This is a genomic window from Paenibacillus sp. FSL P4-0081 (genome assembly GCF_000758565.1).
GTDB classification, from domain to species: Bacteria; Bacillota; Bacilli; order Paenibacillales; family Paenibacillaceae; genus Paenibacillus_AQ; species Paenibacillus_AQ phytohabitans.
The window spans coordinates 4,379,289-4,400,112 of sequence record NZ_CP009280.1; the positions used below are offsets into that span (position 1 = coordinate 4,379,289).

At 43.7% G+C, this 20,824-nt stretch carries 19 protein-coding genes and 1 pseudogene; 18 read left to right on the forward strand and 2 right to left on the reverse strand.

Features of this window, described 5'->3' with window-relative positions; translation table 11 throughout:
- Nucleotides 1-25: 25 nt before the first annotated feature.
- From P40081_RS18660 to P40081_RS18695, 8 genes are all read left to right on the forward strand, one after another.
- Nucleotides 26-703 carry a lactate utilization protein gene (locus P40081_RS18660; protein ID WP_042137564.1) on the forward strand — a complete coding sequence of 226 codons (678 nt, stop codon included), beginning with the start codon at nt 26-28 and terminating at the stop codon, nt 701-703.
- Between the two features lie 459 nt (nt 704-1,162).
- Nucleotides 1,163-1,765 carry a nucleotidyltransferase domain-containing protein gene (locus P40081_RS18665; protein ID WP_042137565.1) on the forward strand — a complete coding sequence of 201 codons (603 nt, stop codon included), beginning with the start codon at nt 1,163-1,165 and terminating at the stop codon, nt 1,763-1,765.
- Nucleotides 1,766-1,933: 168 nt separating this feature from the next.
- The gene (locus P40081_RS36475) at nt 1,934-2,143 is read left to right on the forward strand and encodes a hypothetical protein (RefSeq protein WP_052421889.1); all 210 of its coding nucleotides are present in this window, start codon (nt 1,934-1,936) and stop codon (nt 2,141-2,143) included.
- 287 nt (nt 2,144-2,430) lie between these two features.
- The gene (locus P40081_RS18675) at nt 2,431-3,753 is read left to right on the forward strand and encodes an alginate lyase family protein (RefSeq protein ID WP_042137567.1); all 1,323 of its coding nucleotides are present in this window, start codon (nt 2,431-2,433) and stop codon (nt 3,751-3,753) included.
- A gap of 820 nt (nt 3,754-4,573) precedes the next feature.
- On the forward strand, nt 4,574-5,443 hold the full coding sequence (locus P40081_RS18680) for an alpha/beta hydrolase family protein (RefSeq protein ID WP_231575147.1): 870 nt from the start codon (nt 4,574-4,576) through the stop codon (nt 5,441-5,443).
- Nucleotides 5,443-5,688 (forward strand): hypothetical protein, encoded by a 246-nt coding sequence (locus tag P40081_RS18685; protein WP_042137569.1) that lies wholly within the window; start codon nt 5,443-5,445, stop codon nt 5,686-5,688. Before P40081_RS18680 ends, P40081_RS18685 begins: the two co-directional genes overlap by 1 nt.
- 36 nt (nt 5,689-5,724) lie before the next feature.
- A complete protein-coding gene (locus P40081_RS18690; RefSeq protein WP_042137571.1) occupies nt 5,725-7,080 on the forward strand; it encodes a glycoside hydrolase family 28 protein in 1,356 nt (451 codons plus the stop codon).
- A 40-nt stretch (nt 7,081-7,120) separates the two neighbouring features.
- Nucleotides 7,121-8,560, forward strand: a complete 1,440-nt coding sequence (locus P40081_RS18695) for a glycosyl hydrolase family 28 protein (protein ID WP_042137573.1) — start codon at nt 7,121-7,123, stop codon at nt 8,558-8,560.
- A 640-nt stretch (nt 8,561-9,200) separates the two neighbouring features.
- Here the strand turns inward: P40081_RS18695 and P40081_RS18700 are convergent.
- Nucleotides 9,201-9,713, reverse strand: a pseudogene (locus tag P40081_RS18700) (C40 family peptidase); the annotation flags it as partial.
- 1,047 nt (nt 9,714-10,760) lie between these two features.
- Here P40081_RS18700 and P40081_RS37635 point away from each other — a divergent pair.
- The 10 genes from P40081_RS37635 (at nt 10,761) to P40081_RS18740 (ending at nt 19,819) form a co-directional block, all read left to right on the forward strand.
- Nucleotides 10,761-10,856, forward strand: a complete 96-nt coding sequence (locus tag P40081_RS37635) for an AraC family transcriptional regulator (RefSeq protein ID WP_081970017.1) — start codon at nt 10,761-10,763, stop codon at nt 10,854-10,856.
- A gap of 136 nt (nt 10,857-10,992) precedes the next feature.
- On the forward strand, nt 10,993-11,229 hold the full coding sequence (locus P40081_RS40060; RefSeq protein WP_442950213.1) for a hypothetical protein: 237 nt from the start codon (nt 10,993-10,995) through the stop codon (nt 11,227-11,229).
- 339 nt (nt 11,230-11,568) lie between these two features.
- Nucleotides 11,569-11,889 (forward strand): hypothetical protein, encoded by a 321-nt coding sequence (locus tag P40081_RS40065; RefSeq protein WP_442950214.1) that lies wholly within the window; start codon nt 11,569-11,571, stop codon nt 11,887-11,889.
- A 184-nt stretch (nt 11,890-12,073) separates the two neighbouring features.
- Nucleotides 12,074-13,204: an IS4 family transposase gene (locus P40081_RS18710; protein ID WP_042137574.1), complete on the forward strand. Its 1,131-nt coding sequence runs from the start codon at nt 12,074-12,076 to the stop codon at nt 13,202-13,204.
- A gap of 339 nt (nt 13,205-13,543) precedes the next feature.
- The gene (locus P40081_RS18715) at nt 13,544-13,969 is read left to right on the forward strand and encodes a MarR family winged helix-turn-helix transcriptional regulator (RefSeq protein ID WP_042137576.1); all 426 of its coding nucleotides are present in this window, start codon (nt 13,544-13,546) and stop codon (nt 13,967-13,969) included.
- A gap of 468 nt (nt 13,970-14,437) precedes the next feature.
- Nucleotides 14,438-15,577 (forward strand): NtaA/DmoA family FMN-dependent monooxygenase, encoded by a 1,140-nt coding sequence (locus tag P40081_RS18720; protein ID WP_042137578.1) that lies wholly within the window; start codon nt 14,438-14,440, stop codon nt 15,575-15,577.
- A gap of 45 nt (nt 15,578-15,622) precedes the next feature.
- The gene (locus P40081_RS18725) at nt 15,623-17,086 is read left to right on the forward strand and encodes a DHA2 family efflux MFS transporter permease subunit (RefSeq protein ID WP_442950229.1); all 1,464 of its coding nucleotides are present in this window, start codon (nt 15,623-15,625) and stop codon (nt 17,084-17,086) included.
- A gap of 159 nt (nt 17,087-17,245) precedes the next feature.
- Nucleotides 17,246-18,277, forward strand: coding sequence for an aldo/keto reductase (locus tag P40081_RS18730; RefSeq protein WP_042137582.1), 1,032 nt, complete (start codon nt 17,246-17,248; stop codon nt 18,275-18,277).
- A gap of 320 nt (nt 18,278-18,597) precedes the next feature.
- Nucleotides 18,598-19,338: an oxygen-insensitive NADPH nitroreductase gene (gene nfsA, locus P40081_RS18735; protein ID WP_042137584.1), complete on the forward strand. Its 741-nt coding sequence runs from the start codon at nt 18,598-18,600 to the stop codon at nt 19,336-19,338.
- Between the two features lie 82 nt (nt 19,339-19,420).
- Entirely contained in the window at nt 19,421-19,819 is a 399-nt protein-coding gene (locus tag P40081_RS18740; protein WP_042137585.1) for a MarR family winged helix-turn-helix transcriptional regulator, read from the forward strand.
- A gap of 300 nt (nt 19,820-20,119) precedes the next feature.
- Here P40081_RS18740 and P40081_RS18745 read toward each other — a convergent pair whose 3' ends face one another.
- Nucleotides 20,120-20,665: a TetR/AcrR family transcriptional regulator gene (locus tag P40081_RS18745; RefSeq protein ID WP_042137588.1), complete on the reverse strand. Its 546-nt coding sequence runs from the start codon at nt 20,663-20,665 to the stop codon at nt 20,120-20,122.
- Nucleotides 20,666-20,824 lie beyond the last annotated feature (159 nt).

Below are 20,824 nucleotides of genomic sequence, written 5' to 3' on the forward strand. Positions count from 1 at the left end.
CTAACGTCAGAATGGAGAAAAAACAATGCAAGTGAAAGAAAATTCAATAAAAGCGAGAAATCGGCTTTTAGCCTCAAAGGTTATTAAAAATCTGCAAAGCAGAAAGTTTGAGGCTTATTACTGTGATAACGCCATAGAAGCTGTAGAAAAGGCACTATCATTTATTCCAGAACATACTTCGGTATCATGGGGTGGGTCAGTCACGCTTGAGGAAATCGGGCTTCTTAATCGAGTACGTCAAGGCAGCTATATGATTACTGATCGTGATACAGCGCAAACCATGGAGGAACGTTATGACCTCATGCGCCAAGCTCTTTTGTGCGACACCTATTTAACGAGCTTTAACGCTGTTAGCGAGGATGGCATATTGGTCAATATAGATAGTGTTGGCAATCGAACAGCGGCAATTACCTTTGGACCGAAAAGTGTTATTGCTATCGTTGGGATGAATAAGGTCTGCAAGACCGCTGAAGACGCAGTTATAAGAGCCAGAACATATGCGGCCCCCATTAATGTATACCGCTGTTCGTGTTCGTCCAGCCCATTTTTAAATTCGCCGCAAAAAACGCCCTGCCTGGTCAATGGTGCTTGCGGAGATTGTAAAACAGATGATTGTATCTGTTCTTATATCGTCCAAACAAGAATGTGTAAACCGGCGGGGAGAATAAAGGTTATCCTCGTTGGTGAATCTTTGGGATTTTGAATAAGGATTATAGTTTAATAGCTGCCAAACGGCATATAAAACCACTCCGCGCTTGATGGCTTCCTCCGCGATTTCGCTTGGGGTCCAGTGGGAGTAAGAATAGCTTCTTCAAGTTGATCGGAATGCTGGGATTCCACTGTGAGTAATTGAGATATGCAAAAGGAAGCAGACACCGTTTGGTGTCTGTTATTTTTTTGAGGTTACTAAATAGAAGACGCCTAAAATTGGCTTCCTGATATCAATGTTATAAATTACCTTCCATTATCAGTCTATACTTTCGAAGATAATTCTTATATGTTAATTCATACCGGCCGGTAAAAACTAATACAGAATTGTTGTAATGACAAACAAATCGGACAATCAATTAGAATTTCTGCGGGAATTTGCCAACTTTTCAACATCAGTCTTATAAAAATGCCGTTGCGAAAAGCACGGTGAACTTTAATGGGAGGGATCGGTTTGAGGACGGATATAAGTAATTGGATGCCATTAACTGTGTCGGAAATAAATAAACTTTTTTCTGTCATTCCGATACATTGGTGTATTGCCGGGGGCTGGGCATTAGACTTGCATCTACATAAACAAACCAGGGAACATAGTGATATTGATGTTATTATTACTCGTGAAGAGCAATTAATCGCTTATCAGTATTTAATGCGTGATTGGATGTTGTACAGGGCTGAAGATGGTAAGCTTAGTCTTTGGGAAGATGGAGAATATTTGAACTCGACAAATGATGTATGGGTTAGTAAGAGCGACGATTCGCCTTGGGCTTTTCAACTTATGATCATTGATACCGAAGAAAATTCATGGACTTATAAGAGAGATAAATCAATTAGAAGGCCAATGGCTGAAATTATTTTGAAAACTGTTGAAGGAATACCTTATTTGAGACCCGAAATCCAACTTCTCTATAAAGCAGGCGGTTCGAAAGTACGGGAGAAGGATATTAATGATTTCCAAACAATGCTGCCGACACTTCTGCCACAAGAAAAAGCATGGCTGAAATCTTCTTTAACCCGACAATTTCCGGAGGGCCATGACTGGGACAAATTTTTGTAAATTAAAATATTCATGCTTTGTTGCTCTCACGAATCGGAGGGTTGCATTAATATTAATTTCTGTTTACATGAAGCTATTGATATTTTAGAGCGCACACCAGAAACTCTGGAGCGTTTCTTATCTGGTCTGTCAGAAGCATGGGTGCAAAATAATGAAGGGGAAGGAACCTTGAATGCACACGAAGTGGTTGAACATTTCATTGAAGCAGAGAAGCATAACTGGATTCCGCGAGTGGAATCCATTGTAATGCAAGGGGAACATCATCTGTTTTCTGCATTCGATCGATTCTCACACTTGAAGGAGAAATCGAAACGAACTTTGGAAGAGGCACTTCTAGAGTTCAAAATCATTCAAAAAAATGCATACAGTGGTACTTAAAACATTCAAAATGTTCATGTTAGCATAAATCTAACAGCATGCCCTCAATAAGGACGCCGGGAAGAAGCCCGGCGTCCTTATTCTGAAATCAAGAGGGCTACCGAATTCTCATTATCAGGAAACTCAGGGTTGAATCTACTGCTTAAGCGTTGTCAGCATACTCTGAATATGGCTTTCCATTAGCTGCCGTGCTGTTTCGCTTTGCCGTTCCTCGATGGCAATGGCGATTTTCTTGTTTGAAAGCGCTATCCTGTGCTTTCAGCTACTTCATTTGAGGAGGTTTTTATTTGAAGAAGAAACGATCGTTTTCTGTTTGTATGGCAGCAATCTTACTTCTTGGCTTTTCCAGTATATCTCTTGGCACTGTCCGTTTGGCAGCTGCTGAGTCAGCCAGTGAAGAGATCACTGCCGCCGCAGCCTTTATACATCCCGGGATTTTGCAGAATGCTGCTGGCATCCAAACTATGAAGGATAAGGTAGCCAGCCATGCCGAGCCATGGTACTCAACCTATACGGCACTTCAGAGTACGGTTGCCTCCTACGGCACTATATCGGCCGGGGATTATACCCTTACGGCTATAACACACAACAACAGCGGCGGATGGAATGAAATGCGCCTAGCTGCTACCAAGGTCTATAATCTGGCCTTGATGTATACCATCACCGGTGATGCCACTTATGCCGCAGGATCACGGACGATCATGATGAAATATGCGTCGATCTTTACAGGAGTTGGCACCAGCGGTGATACCGGCTCCGTGTATGATACTAATCTTGACGTAGGGGTTGTTGCTTTTAAGTTCAGCGCTGCTGCAGAGCTGCTCAGATATGGCTATAGCGGATGGTCCGCAGCAGACACAGCTTCGTTGATCGCAATGTTTAACAAGAATACGGGCGGCACAGCCATAAGTATGTATCAGCTGTTATCCAATGCGGCGGTGCTTGCAACCTATGATATGGATAACATTACCCATGGTCACGCAGCCATTCTGCGGGAGGGTTCTATGGCTTACGCCGTATTTGCCGAGGATACGACGCTGTATAATCTGGTGAAGAGCGATTTCAAAGCAAACAGCACAGCCTACTACACCAATCAGGGAGCTGAGTCTTGGCAGAAAAAACCGGATAAGAGCCAGGGGGCGAACGGGTATAGCCTATTGTACAATTACAATGCCACTACGGGGCAGAGCAAGGAGAGCGACCGGGATCAGGCACATGCGCTGGTAAATCTGTCCGCCTTCATTAACGTGGCACAAATTGCATGGAATCAGGGCGATAACAGCCTGTATGAATTTAATAACCGTCTCTTATTAAAGGCAACAAATTTCAGCGCTCAATATAATCTGGGCTATGAAGTAGATGCTTACGTAACCGCCTATCCATGGAATCATCACAGCGATAGCGGGATAACCACCTATGACAGAGGAAAAGCTGCGGAGAATATGTATGCGTCAGCTTATAATTATTACAAATTCTCCTCTGCTGCCGCAGCCAGTGAATATACGTATTTATCCAAGTATGTGAATAACCCGGTGTATGCGGCCGACAAGAACGGTTACGACGGGGGACATTACTGGCCACGATCCCTGTCACTAATACCGGAAGCTTGACCACATACACGACTACAGCGATCTCCGGTAACATTCTCACCACTTCAGGGTCGGCAGGAGGCAATGTGACCGGAAACTATATGATCTATGTTGTTTTTAAAGGGGCCAGCTCCAGCACAAGCGTGAATCTTCTGTATTTGACTTTGCAATAAATTTGGGAAGCTTATATCTGAAACAACGGTGAGGCCATCAGCTACCATTAAGTCTGGTGGTCTCTTTTTTATGAGTTCCCGTGCTGACGCACCGGCTGCCGGTCAGCTAAAGTGTATGACAAAATATAAACATTTCAGGTGAATTTGCAGAAACTTTTAATACACGCTCGGGAATACAATTAAGCGATATAAAGAGCATCATTTAGCACAATGGGAACGGAGGTAGAACTTGATGCAGATTCTTTCAACGGAGACAACTATCCGAACGGCTTCTCGCAGGGACGAACGATGCGTGGTGCGGAAACAACATCTCTGTTCCATTATGACGGCCAGGTAGTGGAAGTGAAGTTTTCACGATCACATCCATGTACGCAGCGGCCCCCTTAAACACGGAACTCTCAGATGGCTTGCTGAAGGTGCAAATGACCGGTCCGTTCCAAGCATCCGCATTCTTCTTGAAGAAATAGCGGTCAATAGCAATATCCATTCCAATTATTGAAAGCGGGAATAACCATGACGTGGAGAGCAGATTCGTTATTGAAGCAGTTATATATCAGTAGCCTGAAGAGGATTGAGCAAGAGCGCCTACAGATGTTGCCTTCAGAACGGAAGATTTATCTGAAGGAGACCCTGGAACGGTTAATCGGAAGCTTTGAGCCTAGCGGTAAATGCGAAGCTATATTATTGAACGTGTTGTGTGTGACGGTTATGTGCGGGAGCGGGTGGAGCTGTCTGCTGTCTCTGGGTTGTCCTTTACCGCTTATGTCCTAATTCCAGATGGCTATGAACAGACTACAATTCCTGCTGTGTTAGCGGTCCATGGGCATGGTTATGGAAGCAGAGAGATTGTCGGTTTGAACTTCGATGGAACTGTCGATGAGAATCCTCCGGGAATTCATCAGCATTTCGCCTTGCAATTAGTGAAACGGGGACTGCTTGTGATTGCCCCGGATATCGTTGGTTTCGGAGAACGCTTGCTTGAAGCTGACTTGACGGAAGATGGCCTGGCTCCAAGCTCATGTTATAAGATGTCCACACAATTACTGATGTTAGGCAAAACATTGACCGGATTACGTGTAATGGAAACGAGGCTGGTATTGGACTATTTAGCCTCGCGGCCGGAGGTTGACGCGGAACGGTTGGGAATCATGGGCTTTTCCGGCGGCGGATTAATCTCCTATATCACTGCCGCGTTGGATGAGCGGTTAAAGGCTGTCGTGCTTACCGGCTTCACGAGCACGTTCAAGGAGAGCATCATTGCCGTCGATCATTGTATCTGTAACCATATTCCGGACATATTGCTCTATGCAGAATTGCCGGAATGGATCGGTCTAATTGCTCCAAGAGCCTTATTCCTGGAGTCCGGCGAACATGATCCTATTTTTCCGAAGCAAGGTTTTTTGCAAAGTGTGGAAGACATCCGGAAGATTTATGAAGCGGAGAATGCTGCCAATCAATTGTCCTCAGACCTATTCCCTGGCGTACATGAGATTAGCGGCAGATATTCCTATGATTGGCTGGCGGAGACCATGATCTGATGGTATCGCTTGTGCCAAGCACCTTCAATGCTTATGGTCCGCACCGGTATTTTGAGAGAGACCGCCATTTAACAAGTCCTTTCGATCACAACTGCCCGCAGCAAGCTGTGATAGGATCGGGAATTGGCGAATACAGCGGGGAGAAGAAGGAAGAGCTAGGCCGGTCCATGGCCAAATTGAAGGCCGAACTGAGAGGCTTCAATCAGACAAAGGACGGAGAAGCACTTATCACGAAGCTTGATTAATGATCGTTTTCATCGAGATAATTGGAGGAGCTAATAATGAAGGATAGTTTTGATCCGAAAGAATATGGCGCTGTGGCCGACGGCATTGCCGTGGATACGGCAGCAATCCAGAAAGCGATTGATGTTTGCTTTGAGGCGGGCGGCGGAACCGTGGTGCTTGCGGGCGGTACATTTGTCTCGGGAACCATTTTTCTGAAATCCAATGTGTATTTACAGGTGAACCCGTCTGCTGTGCTGCTGGCCAATCCGGATATCAGTGACTACCCGGACGGAACGCATTATAACCGTTACATCAATGAACAGGACATGGATAAATGCTTTATTTATGCCGAGAATGCGGTGAATATTGGGGTAATCGGCCAAGGTGAAATAAACGGCAATGCGGAGAGCTTCCCGAATGAGGGCAGCATTTATCGTCCGATGATGATGAGGTTTCTGCGCTGTATGAACATTCAGGTCAAGGGACTGCGGCTCTATAATTCGACGGCATGGACAACGGCTTTTTTGGACAGTGAGAATATATGGTGCGAGGATTTGGACATTCGTAATGAAAGAAGATATAACGGGGACGGCCTCGATTATGATGGTTGTAAAAATGTGTTTATCTCCAATTGCAAAATACTAGGTACCGACGACAATCTTTGTTTACAAGCCAGCAGCAAAGAGTATCCGATGAAGAATGTGCATATTGTCAATTGTCATTTCACTTCTATCTGCGCCGGAATCCGCATCGGCCTGAAATCTGTAGGCGATATCTATGGTGTCACCATCCACAACTGTACATTTGAGAATGTATGGCGTGAAGGAATCAAGCTGGAGTGCACAGAGGGCGGCAGCATTACCGACATTGTAGCCCAGGGCCTGGTCATGCGGAATGTAACCCGTCCGGTCTTTATGATCCTGAACAACCGGCTGGAAGTAATCGGTTCTTCGCTCGGTCTTGAGGTTATGCCGGAAATCGGGACCATGGAGCGGATTACGCTGGCGGATATTACGGCGACGGACGACGAGGAGATGCAGCATACCCATTACCGTTTCACTGACGATGTAATGGGCTCTCCATCCTTCAACGGAATCCGGATTGATGCCTGCGACAGTTATCCCATCCGCGATGTAACCTTAAGGAATATTACGTATACCTTTATCGGAGGCGTTGATAAAGAAGACATCCCCCCGGCTTATCCCAAGGTATGGGACATGCGGTATAACCATCCGGAACAAGTATCCGAGAACTATTATCCAACCTGGAGCCGGGCGGCGTTTATGGATATCCGCAATGTGGAGCGGCTGACACTGGAAGGGATAAAGCTTCACGCTATTAATAAAGATACAAGAGCGCCGTATATTATCGAGAACTGCACGGTCTTTAAGCAAGAAATTGTGGAGTACTAATGTTTCTGATCATTAACTACAACATCGACATGGAGGAAAAATGAATAAGACGATTGTTTATAGTGCACCGGGTGGGGCCATTAACACAGATGACTTTGCGGTGTATGTCAGGAATCCAGGACAAGCTTGGGAGCAGCTGTTTGTGTACGAGGCTAAAGTAGATATGCACCATGTGCGGCAGGCTTCTATGGCCTATTTTGATATGAGCGGAAGGGTAGAAGTACGGATCGAGAGCCTGAAGCAGAGCATTCAGGAAGCGGTTATTCGTCCGCTGTCGGCTAACCTCTCTTTTGAACATACTGAGAAGACACTTTCCTTCACCCTAGACCGGCCTCTGAAGTTATCGGTAGAGATCAACGGGGAGCGGTTCAGCAATCTTCATCTGTTCGCAAATCCAATTGAGACGGATACGCCGGACCCGGTGCAAGATCATGTTCTCCTGCTTAAGCCGGCCATCCACCGTACGGAGGATATTTACCGCCTGCTGGCAACACCTAAGGTGGACGGTGGCAACCTGCCGGATACAATCTATTTCGCTCCGGGGATGCATTATTTGGAGCAGACGCTGCTTCAGATTCCTTCGGACACGACCGTCTATATTGCCGGCGGGGCAATTGTTGTCGGTTCAATGGTCTGTGACCATGTGAAGAATGTCTCGATACGCGGCAGAGGCATTCTCTACTTGTCTGACTTTCACCGCTTCTCGGCATTCCGCGGAATCCGCATCGTCTTCTCGGAGAATATCTCGGTTGAAGGGATTATTACGCTGGATCCTCCGCATTACAGTATTTATTTGGGACAATCCCAGCATGTGCATATCCAGAATTTCAAATCATTCAGTACCCGGGGCTGGTCCGACGGCATTGATATGATGTCTTGCTCGCATATTGATATCGACGATGTGTTTCTGCGTACTTCAGATGATTGTATAGCCATATACGGCTCACGGTGGGATTACTATGGTGATACCAGCCATATTAGCGTGCGGAACTCTGTATTCTGGGCAGATGTCGCTCATCCCCTGATGATCGGAACCCACGGGAACCATCGGGAGAATGGAGACACTATTGAAGATATTCTATTTGAGAACATCGACATTCTGGAGCACCATGAACCGCAGCCGAATTATATGGGAGCGCTGGCTATCAACGCAGGTGATAATAATTCGGTCCGGAATGTGGTCTACCGCAACATCCGTGTCGAGAATATTGAGCTGGGCCGTCTCATCGACCTAAGAGTAATATGGAACAAAGACTATAATCCCGTACCAGGCTTCCGGATCGAGAATATCAGCTTTGAGGATATCACTTACAATGGCGACACCAGTCATCCAAGCCAAATCTTTGGCTATGATGAAGAACGGACGATCAACAATATCAGCTTCACCCGCCTTTCAGTCAACGGCAGACTAATCCTTCAGCCAGAGTCAGGATTTATGGAGATTAATGAGTTTACCCGCGGGGTCTCATTTGACGCTTAGGATACAACTAAAGATGCGGGAGTTGAGAATTTACAGCGTTATATTGAATCTTCCAAATTCAACGATACCGTTCAAATTTATAGTGGTTATTGCGTTCACAATCAGGGGAATCAGCCCAATCTGCCGAGACCGCAATCAGCGGCAGAACGCCGGGCAGCTACACTTATGTGGCCGAGCTTGTGAACACAGCGGAATTACCCGCAGCGCTGAAATGCTAGTCATCGTCACGAAATAGAATGTCCCAATGACAAATTATAAATATTGCAGGTCGTGGTATTATAACTCTTAATGTGCCGCTTGGCAGATCTTATACGAACGAAAGCGGCCTTTAATAGGTGCTGCCATCGAACAACTACTACGTAAACAAACCGTGGGTCCTCCGTTGCTTGTAATAATAACACTAAAAACTCCCTCACCAAGTACACGGTTAAGGAGTTTTCATTTTATAGTAAAACCGCATACTCCATCATTTAAGATAACTTCATTTTTCTTATGATTAAGTAGCTTATTTAATACTGTTAAGCCAATCCCAAGCATCACCGATCGTCTGATCCTGAGACGAATCAGCGGAGGGAGAAGCTGGGGAGAGTGTGTCCGGAGTAGCAGATCCGCTATCTGAAACAGCTTGTCCGTTAGCAGGTAATACACGGCGTGCTGTTTTATAATGTGAATCCCACCAGCCTGTATCCAGAGCAGTAATGGTCACTCCATCTTCTCCGTACGTATGAAGTATTTTACCGTTGCCCATATATACAGCTACATGGTGAATCGGAGAATAGAAAAATACAAGATCGCCAGGCTGAAGCTCATTTCTTGGCACAAATGTTCCAGTTGTAGACTGGTCTTTGGAAGAACGGGGGAGTGTGATTCCATTTTGTTCGAAAATAAACTGCGTGAATGAAGAGCAGTCAAAAGAACTCGAATCCCCTGACTCTGCACCGTATTCATAGCGGACGCCCTGATATTTCAATCCTGTTGCAATGACCTGATCGGCAACGCTCGTAGATGCGGAGTCTAAGGCAGATGTACTTGTTGCCGCATATGCTGTACTGCTGCTGCCGGTCAAGCCGGTTGCGCCAGTAAGCAAGACCACGCCTAAGCTGACTACGATACTTAAGTTGCGTAAACGTCTTGTGCCGTGAGTGGTATTCATATGTTACCTCCTGTTGTTGCAGTCTGGTTAATTGTCTGATTCAACTCTAACACAGAATTTATTAACATTAATTGTTAATGACTGCGATTTCACTTCTCCTTCAAGGCTTACAAGCCGTTTATTAAAAAAAGATTACGATTTTGTCATTATTTTTTATTGACATGCCTGGTACAGGGACCGCTTGTTGGAGATTGGGCATTCTCTCATGGAGATGAAGGACACCACCGGATACACCATTTCCTGCAGTGCTGGACAGACACGTCGTTGAGAGAGTGAGGGCTGCAGTGATCCAAGCAGCTGTTTCTTCCGGGCAAGCGAGAGTTAGCTGTTGACTTGATGGATGGAGTGTCGTAATCAACCCAACAACGGGAAAGGCTGTGTATTTCATTGTCCATTAACTGCAAAATTGTAGGTGAAGGATTCCCGGTAGTTATTTTGCATGGCTGGTCTTTGGATCGCAGCGTAATGTCTGTATGCCTTGAGCCAAGTATGATGGAAGGGGAATTAGGTAAATAAAGATACATTGGAGTGGATTCAAGAACAATGGTCATATCGATTTAGTCTGATGTTTTTTCTATTTCAAAAATGAAATCATATGTGCCGGCAAGGATATCCATGGATTATCCAAAAAATTATCAACTGATTAATTACGTAAGTTCTTATATTAAGAAGCATGATTATTAAAAACAACTCCAATTGAGTTGTTTTTTTATTGCTAGAATAGGGGCTTTCGGCAATGGGACTAAGTTCTTTCACAAGGGACTATGTTCTTGTTCACAAACATGTTGTTGTGTCGTTAATGTCGGTGGACAAGAACATAGTCCCATTGCCGATTTGATAATTATCAAATAACACATGTTCCAAAAGACAATAAAGTTCTAGACTGAGAAAATAACGTATTAGACTGACGATGCATCATTAAGCTCCCTCGAAATGATTTGGTTTTCTCACGCAGGCTCATGAATTCGCAGGATTTCACCTTTAGCTATGTGAGTGATAAGAAGGAACTAGAGGAGGTGGTGGCCTGGAACGACCGTAAGGGTACCGATGGCGGAGGCAGGTTATTATGACCAAAGCCATTTTACAAAGGCTTTCTCGAAAATTGTAGGATCAACGCCTAGGCAATATGCGATGTCGATTTAGATGAGCAATTTTTTACAAGATTGCGTCCTTCTGTGCAAGTACACTTGAAGTACTTGTAGAAGGGGGAAACGTAATATGCACTAACAATGATTGGGAACAACAAGCGGCAGACGCATTAAAGTCGGTCGCCAGACGAATGGATATCAAGGCTTATGTGGAGCAATCACCATTCCTATATGTGCTCTTGAAAAAGGCCGCTTTACAGTATGTAACAGGCGAATCCCGTATTGACGGGCTCGAAGCGGGTCAGAGGCTTTACTGCCAAGGCTATGCCATTTCGCTAGAGTACATTGGCGAGAATACGGTAAATGCCGAGGAATGCGAGGCGGCCGTTGAGGAAATAATAGCGCTAATCGATGATCTCGGTCAATAGGGGGCATCCGCCCGCGTATCCTTCGATTTGTCGCATATCGGACTGATGCTGGATACCGAGCTTGCTTATACGAACTTAGCCAAACGCTGGAAACAGAATTGGAGCTGTTCATCAGCATGGAAGAGTCCGCTAAGACAGAGCAGATCCTCGAGGTTTACAATCGGGCCGCGTCCAGGTATCAGAATATCGGCATTACGCTTCAGGAGCATTTACATCGGACGCCGAATGATTTTGCCGCGCTATCAGCTTCGCCAGGTCGGATACGTATCGTGAAAGGTGCCTATCAGGAGTTGGGTAAGGTCGCGATATCCCGATCCGAATCCGCTGAATGAGCGATATTTGCAGCTAGTGGGAAAGGCGCTCGGAGACGGACACCGGGTTTCAGTTGCTACGCATGATGAGCGCATCATAGAGGAAGCGATACAGCGAGGTCTATTGACGGTGCGTGGCGCGAAGCTGGAGATGCTGTACGGCATCCGACCGGAGCTTGGCAGCAGGCTGAAATCAGCAGGTTATCCGGTTCAGATTTATTTGACCTATGGCCATGAGTGGTACTTGTACTTATGCCAACGAATCGCCGAATATCCGCCAAATCTGTACCGGGCAGTTGCGAATATGGCCGATTCGCAGCGCGTTGATCCTGTGGAGGCATACGATTGAAAGTTCGCACGCAGCATGAAGTGATAAGAAGTGATTAAATCAAGAACAACGCTCAATCGAATCTGCAAATAATAAAAGTCGCATATTATGTAAGCGTGTTTATTTCCCAAAAAAAGGGACAAAAAAGGCCGCCATTTCGGGTAATGGTAAGTACGACCAAACCAAACCGAAATGAGGCGACCTCATGAATAATAATACCCCATTCTTGGCCGTGTTCAAACAAGTATTAACTCCGGAAGAAGTCGAAATGGTGACCGGGCAAACCGAGGACTACGAGGATACCGGCACCAAAATGACCGTCGGTGTGTTGTTCGACTACTTTGTCCAAGCCTGCTACCACCAATGGGATGGCTTTCGTCAAAGTGCCCGTGTGGGCTCGAACTACGATTTACCCAAGGTTCATTACTCCACCCTTTCTGGCAAAGCCGGTGAAGTTCCTTACGATATTTTCAAACGTTTGTTTCAAATGCTCGTCCAGAAATGTAACCGGCAAACCCGGAGGCACCTGAATCTGCCTAAAGATCTTCTGCTCATTGACTCTACGACGATTACGGCGGCAAACTCCCGCATGTCTTGGGCTCCGTATAAAAAATTCAGAGGAGGCATTAAGCTGCATGTCGCTTTTTCGCATGGACAGCATTCACCCGTGAATGTGGTCGAATCGATTGCCCGGCGCAATGACGCTCCATTTGGAGAAGTCTTGGCCGATAAGGACTACCTTTTAGTCCAGGATCGAGCGTATGGAAAAATCGGTCGATTGGATCAATATGTGCAGCAAGGTCAGTCCTTTGTGATTCGTCTGAAAGATAATCTCCATTTGGTGATGCCGCGAAAGCTTCAGCGATCGGCGGAGGGAGACACCAAAATTGTACGCGATATTACCTGTTATATCGGTCAAGGGAAACACCAATCCATCCAACGCCACCGCGTCGTTGAATTTGAAAATGACCGGGGTGAAGTCGTACGGGTCGTGACCGATTTGAGGAAAGAGTCCGCTCATGTGATTGCTGAAATTTACAAAGCACGCTGGGAGATTGAAGTCTTTTTCCGCTGGGTGAAACAGCATTTGAATGTCCCTTGTCTCTTTGGAACCACCGAAAATGCAGTATATAACCAATTGTTTGTGGCCCTTGCCGCGTATGTGCTTTTGAAGTACATTTTTGATGAAATTCATCCGAAGGTACCAGTCTTTGCTGGGCTGACTCTTTGGGAATTTATGCAGTACTGGCGTATATTTAATCTTCCGCTGGAGTGGCAAGTTCAGTTTAGTCTGCTCAGGCGTAAAGGTCATCTAGGTGTTTTTGTCATCCCATAATATGGGTAATCAACACGCCTGCATATTATGCGACTTTTATTAAAGACCTAGACTGTCGCTGTTTCATTGACTAACGCGCTTCCATTCTGCGAATCGTACGGATACATCTACGCTTTTTCGAAAATACGATATGTTACACTTGTACCCTCCACTCAGATAGTTAACTCAATCCAATTCCTACTGAAAATTATAAATGAATCGGAACTACAAGGAATAACAATAATATATAAATAATGGGTATGGTTTTCTCTTACGGACGAACGATAGTTGACGGCTGAACTACACCTGTGATATATTTAGCCTGCTAAACATTTTAATAATAAAGGTTGGGAGAGCAACATGGAGAAAGAAATTGACTGTGAGATCCGTGAGCTGTTCGATAAACTTTCGGCAAGAATGAGAAGAGATTACGGCGAAAGTCTTAGGGAGCTAAACCTGCATGTCGGACAAGATAATCTGCTCTACCGTTTATTCTTAGATGATGGAGTAACACAAATGCAGCTAAGCGAACATTTGAATTGTGAACCTCCTACCATAACTAATATGGTTAAGTCACTTGAACAAAATGGATTCATTTACCGTAAGCGTGATGAGAAAGATGCACGAGCTATGCGTATCTTTCTAACCGACAAAGGAAAGGCACTTAAGGATCCCGTTCGTATTATATGGGAAAAGCATCAAGAAAAGTTGCTAAAATCGATTTCAATGGATGAACGACTCCTCTTACGACGGCTTATGAAGCAAATGGAGAGTAATTTGTTTTAAGGACTCTCCATTTCCCGAATATTAGTTAGTAGGCTAAATATTTATTTAGCACACTAACTAAATTATCATTTAAAATTTTATATAATTAGTTAGTGGGCTAATGATCTTTGTGTTTTTCATACAAACGGATAAAGGAGATATATATTCATGACGACTTGAGCGGTCCATTAGAACTCATGTGGGCAAGGATAGCTACTGGATCGGTTGATATTTCTTTCCCCACCTTAGAAGAAGCAGCATCCCATGTGCATTCAATTCACATGCAGAAGAATGAGCCAGGGAATACAACCGTGAACGATTTGTAATCGGAAGTATTGAAAATGTGGCCAAAAGGCTAATAGATAAAGCAAATGAAGCTTGGGCGGACGAAATTATGATCGCCGATTTTCACCCCGAACAGGCTACGCGATTAAATGCCATTGAGTTATTGGCTAGTGAGTTTGATCTTTACAGAAAAGAGGAGCAAAAATGAAAAGTGAAAAACAGCTTAAGATCGGCGTTATAGTTGAAGGTGTTGGTTGGAGTTACTCGGCATGGCGCCACCCTAACATGCCTGCCAATGCAAGCGAAAGTGCAGATTTTTATGTCAAGACGGCGAAACGGGCAGAAGAAGGCAAGTTCGATATGGTTTTTTTAGCAGATGTAAGCCATATAGGGCCTGGAAATATCCCGCATTTTCTAAGTATGTTTGAAGGTGTAACGATACTATCTGCACTAAGCATGGCCACTAGCCACATCGGGCTTGCTGCGACTATAGCCACGTCTTACGCTGATCCATTTACAGTGGCTAGACAGATGGCATCTCTCGATAAAATTAGTAACGGGCGAGCGGCATGGAATGCTGTTACTTCTAATCCTGGGGGGTTGGCTAACTACAGCAGAAGGCATTTGTCTAAAGATGATTTATACCCTTTGAATAAAGAGTTTATCGAAATTGTAGAAGGCCTGTGGGATTCCTATGAAGATGATGCATTTATTCGTGATAAAGAGAGTGGCATCTTCCTCAATCCAAGAAAGATGCACCAACTGAATTACAGGGGCAAGTACTTTTCTGTTGACGGTCCGCTAAATATTAGTCGTTCCCCACAAGGAAGACCCGTCATCTTTCAAGCGGGTACGTCTGAAGCGTTTATGAATATCGCATCTAAACATGCTGAAGGTGTGTTCATAAATGGGGATGATTACAACTACGCCAAGCAATTTAGTGAGGAACTGAGAAGAAGAGCAGTCCTTGCAGGACGAGCTCCGGAAGACCTGTTGATTATGCCATCACAACACATCATCGTTGGAAGAACAGAAACTGAGGCGAATGAAAAGTTTTTGGGGTTACAAAGGTTATCGCCCCCAGGATACCGTACTCCTAAACCCACATTTTTCGGATCAGCACAGTCCGTAGCCGATAGGATTGAACATTGGCATCAAACGGGTGCAATGGACGTATTGCTTCTAAGACAAGAACTTCCTTCGGGAATTGATGATTTTATTGATTTGGTCGTACCGATCCTGCAGGAAAAAGGAATATTCCGAAGAGAATATGAATCCCGCACGTTGAGAGGTAATTTAGGTCTTCCTTTCCCGGAAAATAGGTATACAAAAGATAAAGCCTGACGACCATCATTATGCTGCAGGTAGGGCAAAAAAATAAACGATTATATTGATTTTGAAGGAGATAGTGAAATGAAGAAGCAATACAATACACGTGCCATCTTGGCATCGCTGCTTATCTGCGGTTTTGTTGGCATGTTTAGCGAGACCGCTCTTAACATAGCAATAACTAATTTAATGGAAGTGTTCCAAATTAATGCCGCTACAGCGCAATGGTTGACAACAGGTTACTTACTAACACTTGGTATTCTAATGCCGTTCACTGGTCTATTATTGCAAATGTATACAACAAGACAACTTTTTATCGTGTCAACAGCTGGTTTAACGGCAGGTACATTCTTAGCGGCTGTATCCTTAAACTTTGAAATGCTCATGTTTGCACGTGTTATACAGGCAATTGGTATGGGGTTATTATTACCGCTCATGTTTAACACATTGCTTGTGATTTTCCCTCCAGAAAAGCGAGGCGCAGCGATGGGCTATATGGGGTTAGTTTTATCGTTTGCACCAGCACTGGGGCCAGCGATTAGTGGGATGATAATCCAGTATTTATCTTGGCACTTTATTTTCTGGATCTTACTACCATTAATAGTGATTGGTATGTTGTTTGGGATGAAGTATTTAGAAAATGTAACAGAAGTAAGTAAGCAACGTATTGATGTTCTTTCAGCAGTTTTATCAACGATTGGTTTCGGAGGTATCGTATTTGGTTTTGGTCAAGCTGGTGAAGGAGGCCATGGGGGGGGGAGTTCCGTCGCTCTTACGTTGATTATTGTTGGTGTGATTGCACTTATCTTGTTTGTATTGCGACAAAATAAGGATCAGCCGTTACTAAATTTACGTGTATTCAAATATCCGATGTTCGTTATCGGGGTTTTCCTTGTGATGATGTGTATAGTAATTTTTATGACGACAATGATTGTGTTGCCAATGTTCTTGCAAACAGGGGCAGGGCTATCTGTATTTGTTACAGGCTTGATATTATTGCCGGGTAGTGCACTAAATGGTATTTTCCAGATGGTTGCAGGGCGCTTATCCGATAAGTATGGACCGAAATGGGTTATAATGCCAGGTTTAGTCATTATAATGTTGGTTTTATGGTTCTTCACAACATTAACGCCAGCTTCATCAGTTGGATTAATTATTGCATTGCATATGGTTCTAGCGGGAGGGATTGGACTCATTTGGCCAGCCTCACAAACAAATGCCTTAAACTCACTGCCACCTGAATTATATCCACACGGTTCAGCTGCCCTGAACACGTTGATGCAAGTCGTTGGGGCTATGGGAACAGCTGTAGCGATTAGTATTTTAACAGGTGGAAAGAATAAGTATTTAGCTACCTCATCTACACCAACAATGCCGAATGAAATCGCAAATGCGATAACTGCGGGGGTGCAAAACGTGTTTTGGATTTTGCTTTTAATTGCTGTTATTGGCTTTATTATTGGTTTTTTCGTGCGCCGCTCCGTTATCAACCGCGGAACAGTAGAGAGCATGAATATGCATTAAATATGAAAGTTCATTTACACGTATTCACCATGCTTTTATGACTATCTATAAAAAAGAAGAGGCACATAATAACGGATGTAGCGGACAGTTACATGCTGATTGCAAAGCGAGTATGATTGTCATGCTATAAAATGCCCAATATTAAGGAGGATATACAGAATGAAGTATAAGCAGCTTGGAAATACAGGACTTTTAGTTTCACAACTTGCATTAGGCACAATGACGTTCACGAGTGGAAAGGATAACCATAAAATTCTCGGTTTAGTTGGGCAGGAAGAAGCCGACAAGATGATAAAAAAGAGTGTCGATATCGGGATTAATTTCTTTGATACTGCTGATAATTATGCAGAAGGTGAAAGTGAAATTATTCTTGGACAATCCTTCCGCAATCTTGGTATTGCGCGGGAGGAAGTTGTAATTGCTAGCAAAGCCGCCGGACGAACAGGTATGGGACGTAACGATGTCGGTGCTTCAAGAGGACATATTATGAATGCAGTGGAAGCAAGTTTAAAGAGATTGAAGATGGATTATATCGATTTGTATCAGATTCACGCCGATGATTTCTTGACACCTGTAGAAGAAACTTTAGGTGCTTTAAATGATCTGGTAACACAGGGTAAGGTACGATATATTGGCGTATCGAACTGGCATGCTTGGAAAATTGCTGATGCTCTTGGTATTTCTGAACGCAAAAATCTGGCTCGCTTTGAAACGGTTCAGGGGTATTATTCTCTTGCCAGCCGCGATGTTGAACGAGAGTTGGCGCCTTTGATGGAAGCAAAGAAGATGGGACTTCTGGTGTGGGGTCCGCTTGCTGGCGGTCTGCTGTCAGGGCGTTACGATCGACACAATCAAAAGGCAGAGGATTCGCGCCGCTCTGCGGTTGATTTCCCGATTGTAGATAAAGAGCGAGCTTGGAATATCATTGATAAGATAAAACCGATCGCTGAAGCACATGGGACAAGTATAGCAAGTGTAGCGCTCGCTTGGCTGATGACAAGACCAGTTGTAACCTCTGTTCTTGTTGGCGCGAAACGATTGGAACAGTTGGAAGAAAATCTGGAAGCCGCAAATTTAGAACTGACGGATGATGAAATTCAGCACCTTGACGAAGTGAGTACACTGCCTCCTGAATACCCAGGTTGGATGGTTGACTATCAGAAAAGAGATCGCCTGGAACCGCTTTTTTGACAGAATATTCAGTCCAGAGTATCGTGAGCATAGGTTATAACGAAGGAATGTAAAGGCAATGAACCGTTGAGATATGGGATGGTGAACCCCAAGGGAATTAGTGGAGTATGTGCAGAAGAAGTAAACGGGGGAAATTTTTCTAGCTATTCCAGATGCCCAGCCCAGTCTTGATCGGTAATATCTGTACCTTTTCCTATGATTGATCTGATCCAAGTCGATGAAATCCTACGAATTAGTAAGTATATGTGAGATAAAACATCAGCATTATAGTTAACAAGCTAATAATCATTGTAACATAACTAGCAAAGGGGACCAATCCAATGAATTCTACGCTTAAATTGCTTCAAAGCCATACCTCCGTTCGTTCTTATACGAATCAACACCTGACAGAGGAGCAACTTGAGGCAATCTTTAAGGCAGCTAATCAAACCTCTTCCTTCAGTCATTTTCAGGCCGTTTCAATCATTAGAATCACAAATTCGGAACTTCGTAAAAAAGTGATGCAGCTCTGTGTCAATCAGCCTTATATAGAAGAAGCAGCAGAGTTTTGGATCTTCTGTTCGGATTTCAACAGAAACCATCAAATTGCCCCGGATGTTGATCTCGAATATATTGATTTTCTTCTGATCGGTTCACTTGATGCCGGGCTCATGGCGCAAAATGCATTAACTGCAGCAGAATCCATGGGACTTGGCGGTGTATTTATTGGAGGGGTGAAAGCAAATATTAACGAATTATCTGAATTATTGCATTTACCTAAATATGTAATTCCATTGGTGGGACTATGTATCGGTGTTCCGTCTGGAGAAAAGCCTGCACTGAAGCCGCGGTTGCCTCAATCCATGGTATTATTTGAAAACCAGTATCAGCCATTCGATATAGAGCAATTAGCAGTCTATGATGAAACCATGCTGAATTATTATGGAGGCCGTCCAGTTAAAGCTCCATTTACCGTGAAAAAAGTAAAAGGATGGAGTGAGCACATTCAGGAGCATCTTCCAATAACTTTTCTGCCAGAAATAGTGAAGTATTTGAACAAGCAAGGATATGCCAACAAATAAATACCCTTAAGAGATGTGGACACCTCAACTTCACAATGTTATAGTTAGTCCACTAAATATACTTTACATATTGTGGTAAATTATGAACGATAAGGTTGATTGCGATATTCGTCAGTCTTTAGATCGAATTTCTTCCCAAATGCGCCGGGATTACAGTGATTCTCTAAGGGAACTTAACCTGTATGTTGGCCAGGAGAATTCGCTTAACCGGTTGTGGTCAGGTGATGGTATTACACAAGTGCAAATATGCGAACATCTGAACTGTGAACCACCTACGGTAACAAACATGGTTAAGTCACTAGAGAAAAACGGATTTTTATCCCGTAAGCGTGATGAACAGGATGCAAGGGTTATGCGGATTTTTTTAACAGATAAGGGCAAAGAATTAGAGGAGCCAGTTGGTTTCAAATGGAGACAGGAGCAAGATAAATTACTACATTCCATTTTACCGGCAGAACGCCTGCTTTTAAGAACACTTTGAAGCAACTAGAGAGGAACTTAATATAAGTTTCTCTTGTGATAATACTTAGCAGGCTAAGCATTGAATCAATTAACAAAGTTGATAAATAGTCAGAGGAGCGGGCCAAAATAGCTGAAAAAGGAAAATTTCAAATGATATTCATCGCTGATACTCCAGCTTGATGGTTCTTAGGACCACAGTCTTCTATGTTCCCTATGGATCCTATGTTGGCACTATTGGCTGTGCAAGAGAAACGAAACATAATGGGCTTGTTGCTGCTTTCTCAAGCAGCTGTTACCTAACTACGGCTCACTTTTTCGATTAGTCCAGGTGTATCATTTGAACAATATGCTCTGCGATACTTTGTTCTGTTAGTTTAGTTTGTTCAGCAGTATGCAGAGTAACTGCTTCATTAATTATGTTGGCATAGATTTGTACGAAAAAAGTACGTTCATCAGAGGATATTTCCTGCATACAAAGATTCAAATAATGCTTAAGTGCAATGACTAATTTTGAAGAGAGTAGAGGAATGATTTTGTTATAGTTACGGCGACATTTCTTTTTGACTTGTTGATGATATTCAAATGCTGCGAATACTAATTGCATCATATTATCTTTTGTAAATGCACACACACCATTAGTATGTTGTTGAATAAGTTCTTCCGCTGATTTTTTAATTATCTCATCCAACAATTCATATTTATCTTGGAAATGAGCATAGAAAGTTGCCCGATTGATTTGGGCCCGTTCCGTTAAATTTTGTATTGTGATTTTATCAAAATCTTTTTCTTCCATCAGTTCAAAAAGTGACTCAAAAATGGATTCTCTTGTTCGAGTTGTACGAATATTTCTTACTTTAAGTCCCATGGATCTAACTCCTTTTTTTTAAACCAACAAATGGCCCGCATTGTTGGTTGTTCCTCAATGATGTTCCGGATACAATTGAACTACTAAAGCAACTATTGTTGTAATAGTATACTGCTTAGAAGGTGGTTAGTCCATTTTGAAACCTAAAAGTGCAAGATT

Coding starts and splice junctions, on each gene's coding strand:
- P40081_RS18685 (WP_042137569.1), top strand. CDS start 5,443: ATGGTATCGCTTGTGCCAAGCACCTTCAATGCTTATGGTCCGCACCGG.
- P40081_RS18740 (WP_042137585.1), top strand. CDS start 19,421: ATGAACGATAAGGTTGATTGCGATATTCGTCAGTCTTTAGATCGAATT.
- P40081_RS18690 (WP_042137571.1), top strand. CDS start 5,725: ATGAAGGATAGTTTTGATCCGAAAGAATATGGCGCTGTGGCCGACGGC.
- P40081_RS18720 (WP_042137578.1), top strand. CDS start 14,438: ATGAAAAGTGAAAAACAGCTTAAGATCGGCGTTATAGTTGAAGGTGTT.
- P40081_RS40060 (WP_442950213.1), top strand. CDS start 10,993: ATGGATATCAAGGCTTATGTGGAGCAATCACCATTCCTATATGTGCTC.
- P40081_RS18730 (WP_042137582.1), top strand. CDS start 17,246: ATGAAGTATAAGCAGCTTGGAAATACAGGACTTTTAGTTTCACAACTT.
- P40081_RS18745 (WP_042137588.1), bottom strand. CDS start 20,665: ATGGGACTTAAAGTAAGAAATATTCGTACAACTCGAACAAGAGAATCC.
- P40081_RS18680 (WP_231575147.1), top strand. CDS start 4,574: ATGCGAAGCTATATTATTGAACGTGTTGTGTGTGACGGTTATGTGCGG.
- P40081_RS37635 (WP_081970017.1), top strand. CDS start 10,761: ATGGCGGAGGCAGGTTATTATGACCAAAGCCATTTTACAAAGGCTTTC.
- P40081_RS18660 (WP_042137564.1), top strand. CDS start 26: ATGCAAGTGAAAGAAAATTCAATAAAAGCGAGAAATCGGCTTTTAGCC.
- P40081_RS18715 (WP_042137576.1), top strand. CDS start 13,544: ATGGAGAAAGAAATTGACTGTGAGATCCGTGAGCTGTTCGATAAACTT.
- nfsA (WP_042137584.1), top strand. CDS start 18,598: ATGAATTCTACGCTTAAATTGCTTCAAAGCCATACCTCCGTTCGTTCT.
- P40081_RS18695 (WP_042137573.1), top strand. CDS start 7,121: ATGAATAAGACGATTGTTTATAGTGCACCGGGTGGGGCCATTAACACA.
- P40081_RS18710 (WP_042137574.1), top strand. CDS start 12,074: ATGAATAATAATACCCCATTCTTGGCCGTGTTCAAACAAGTATTAACT.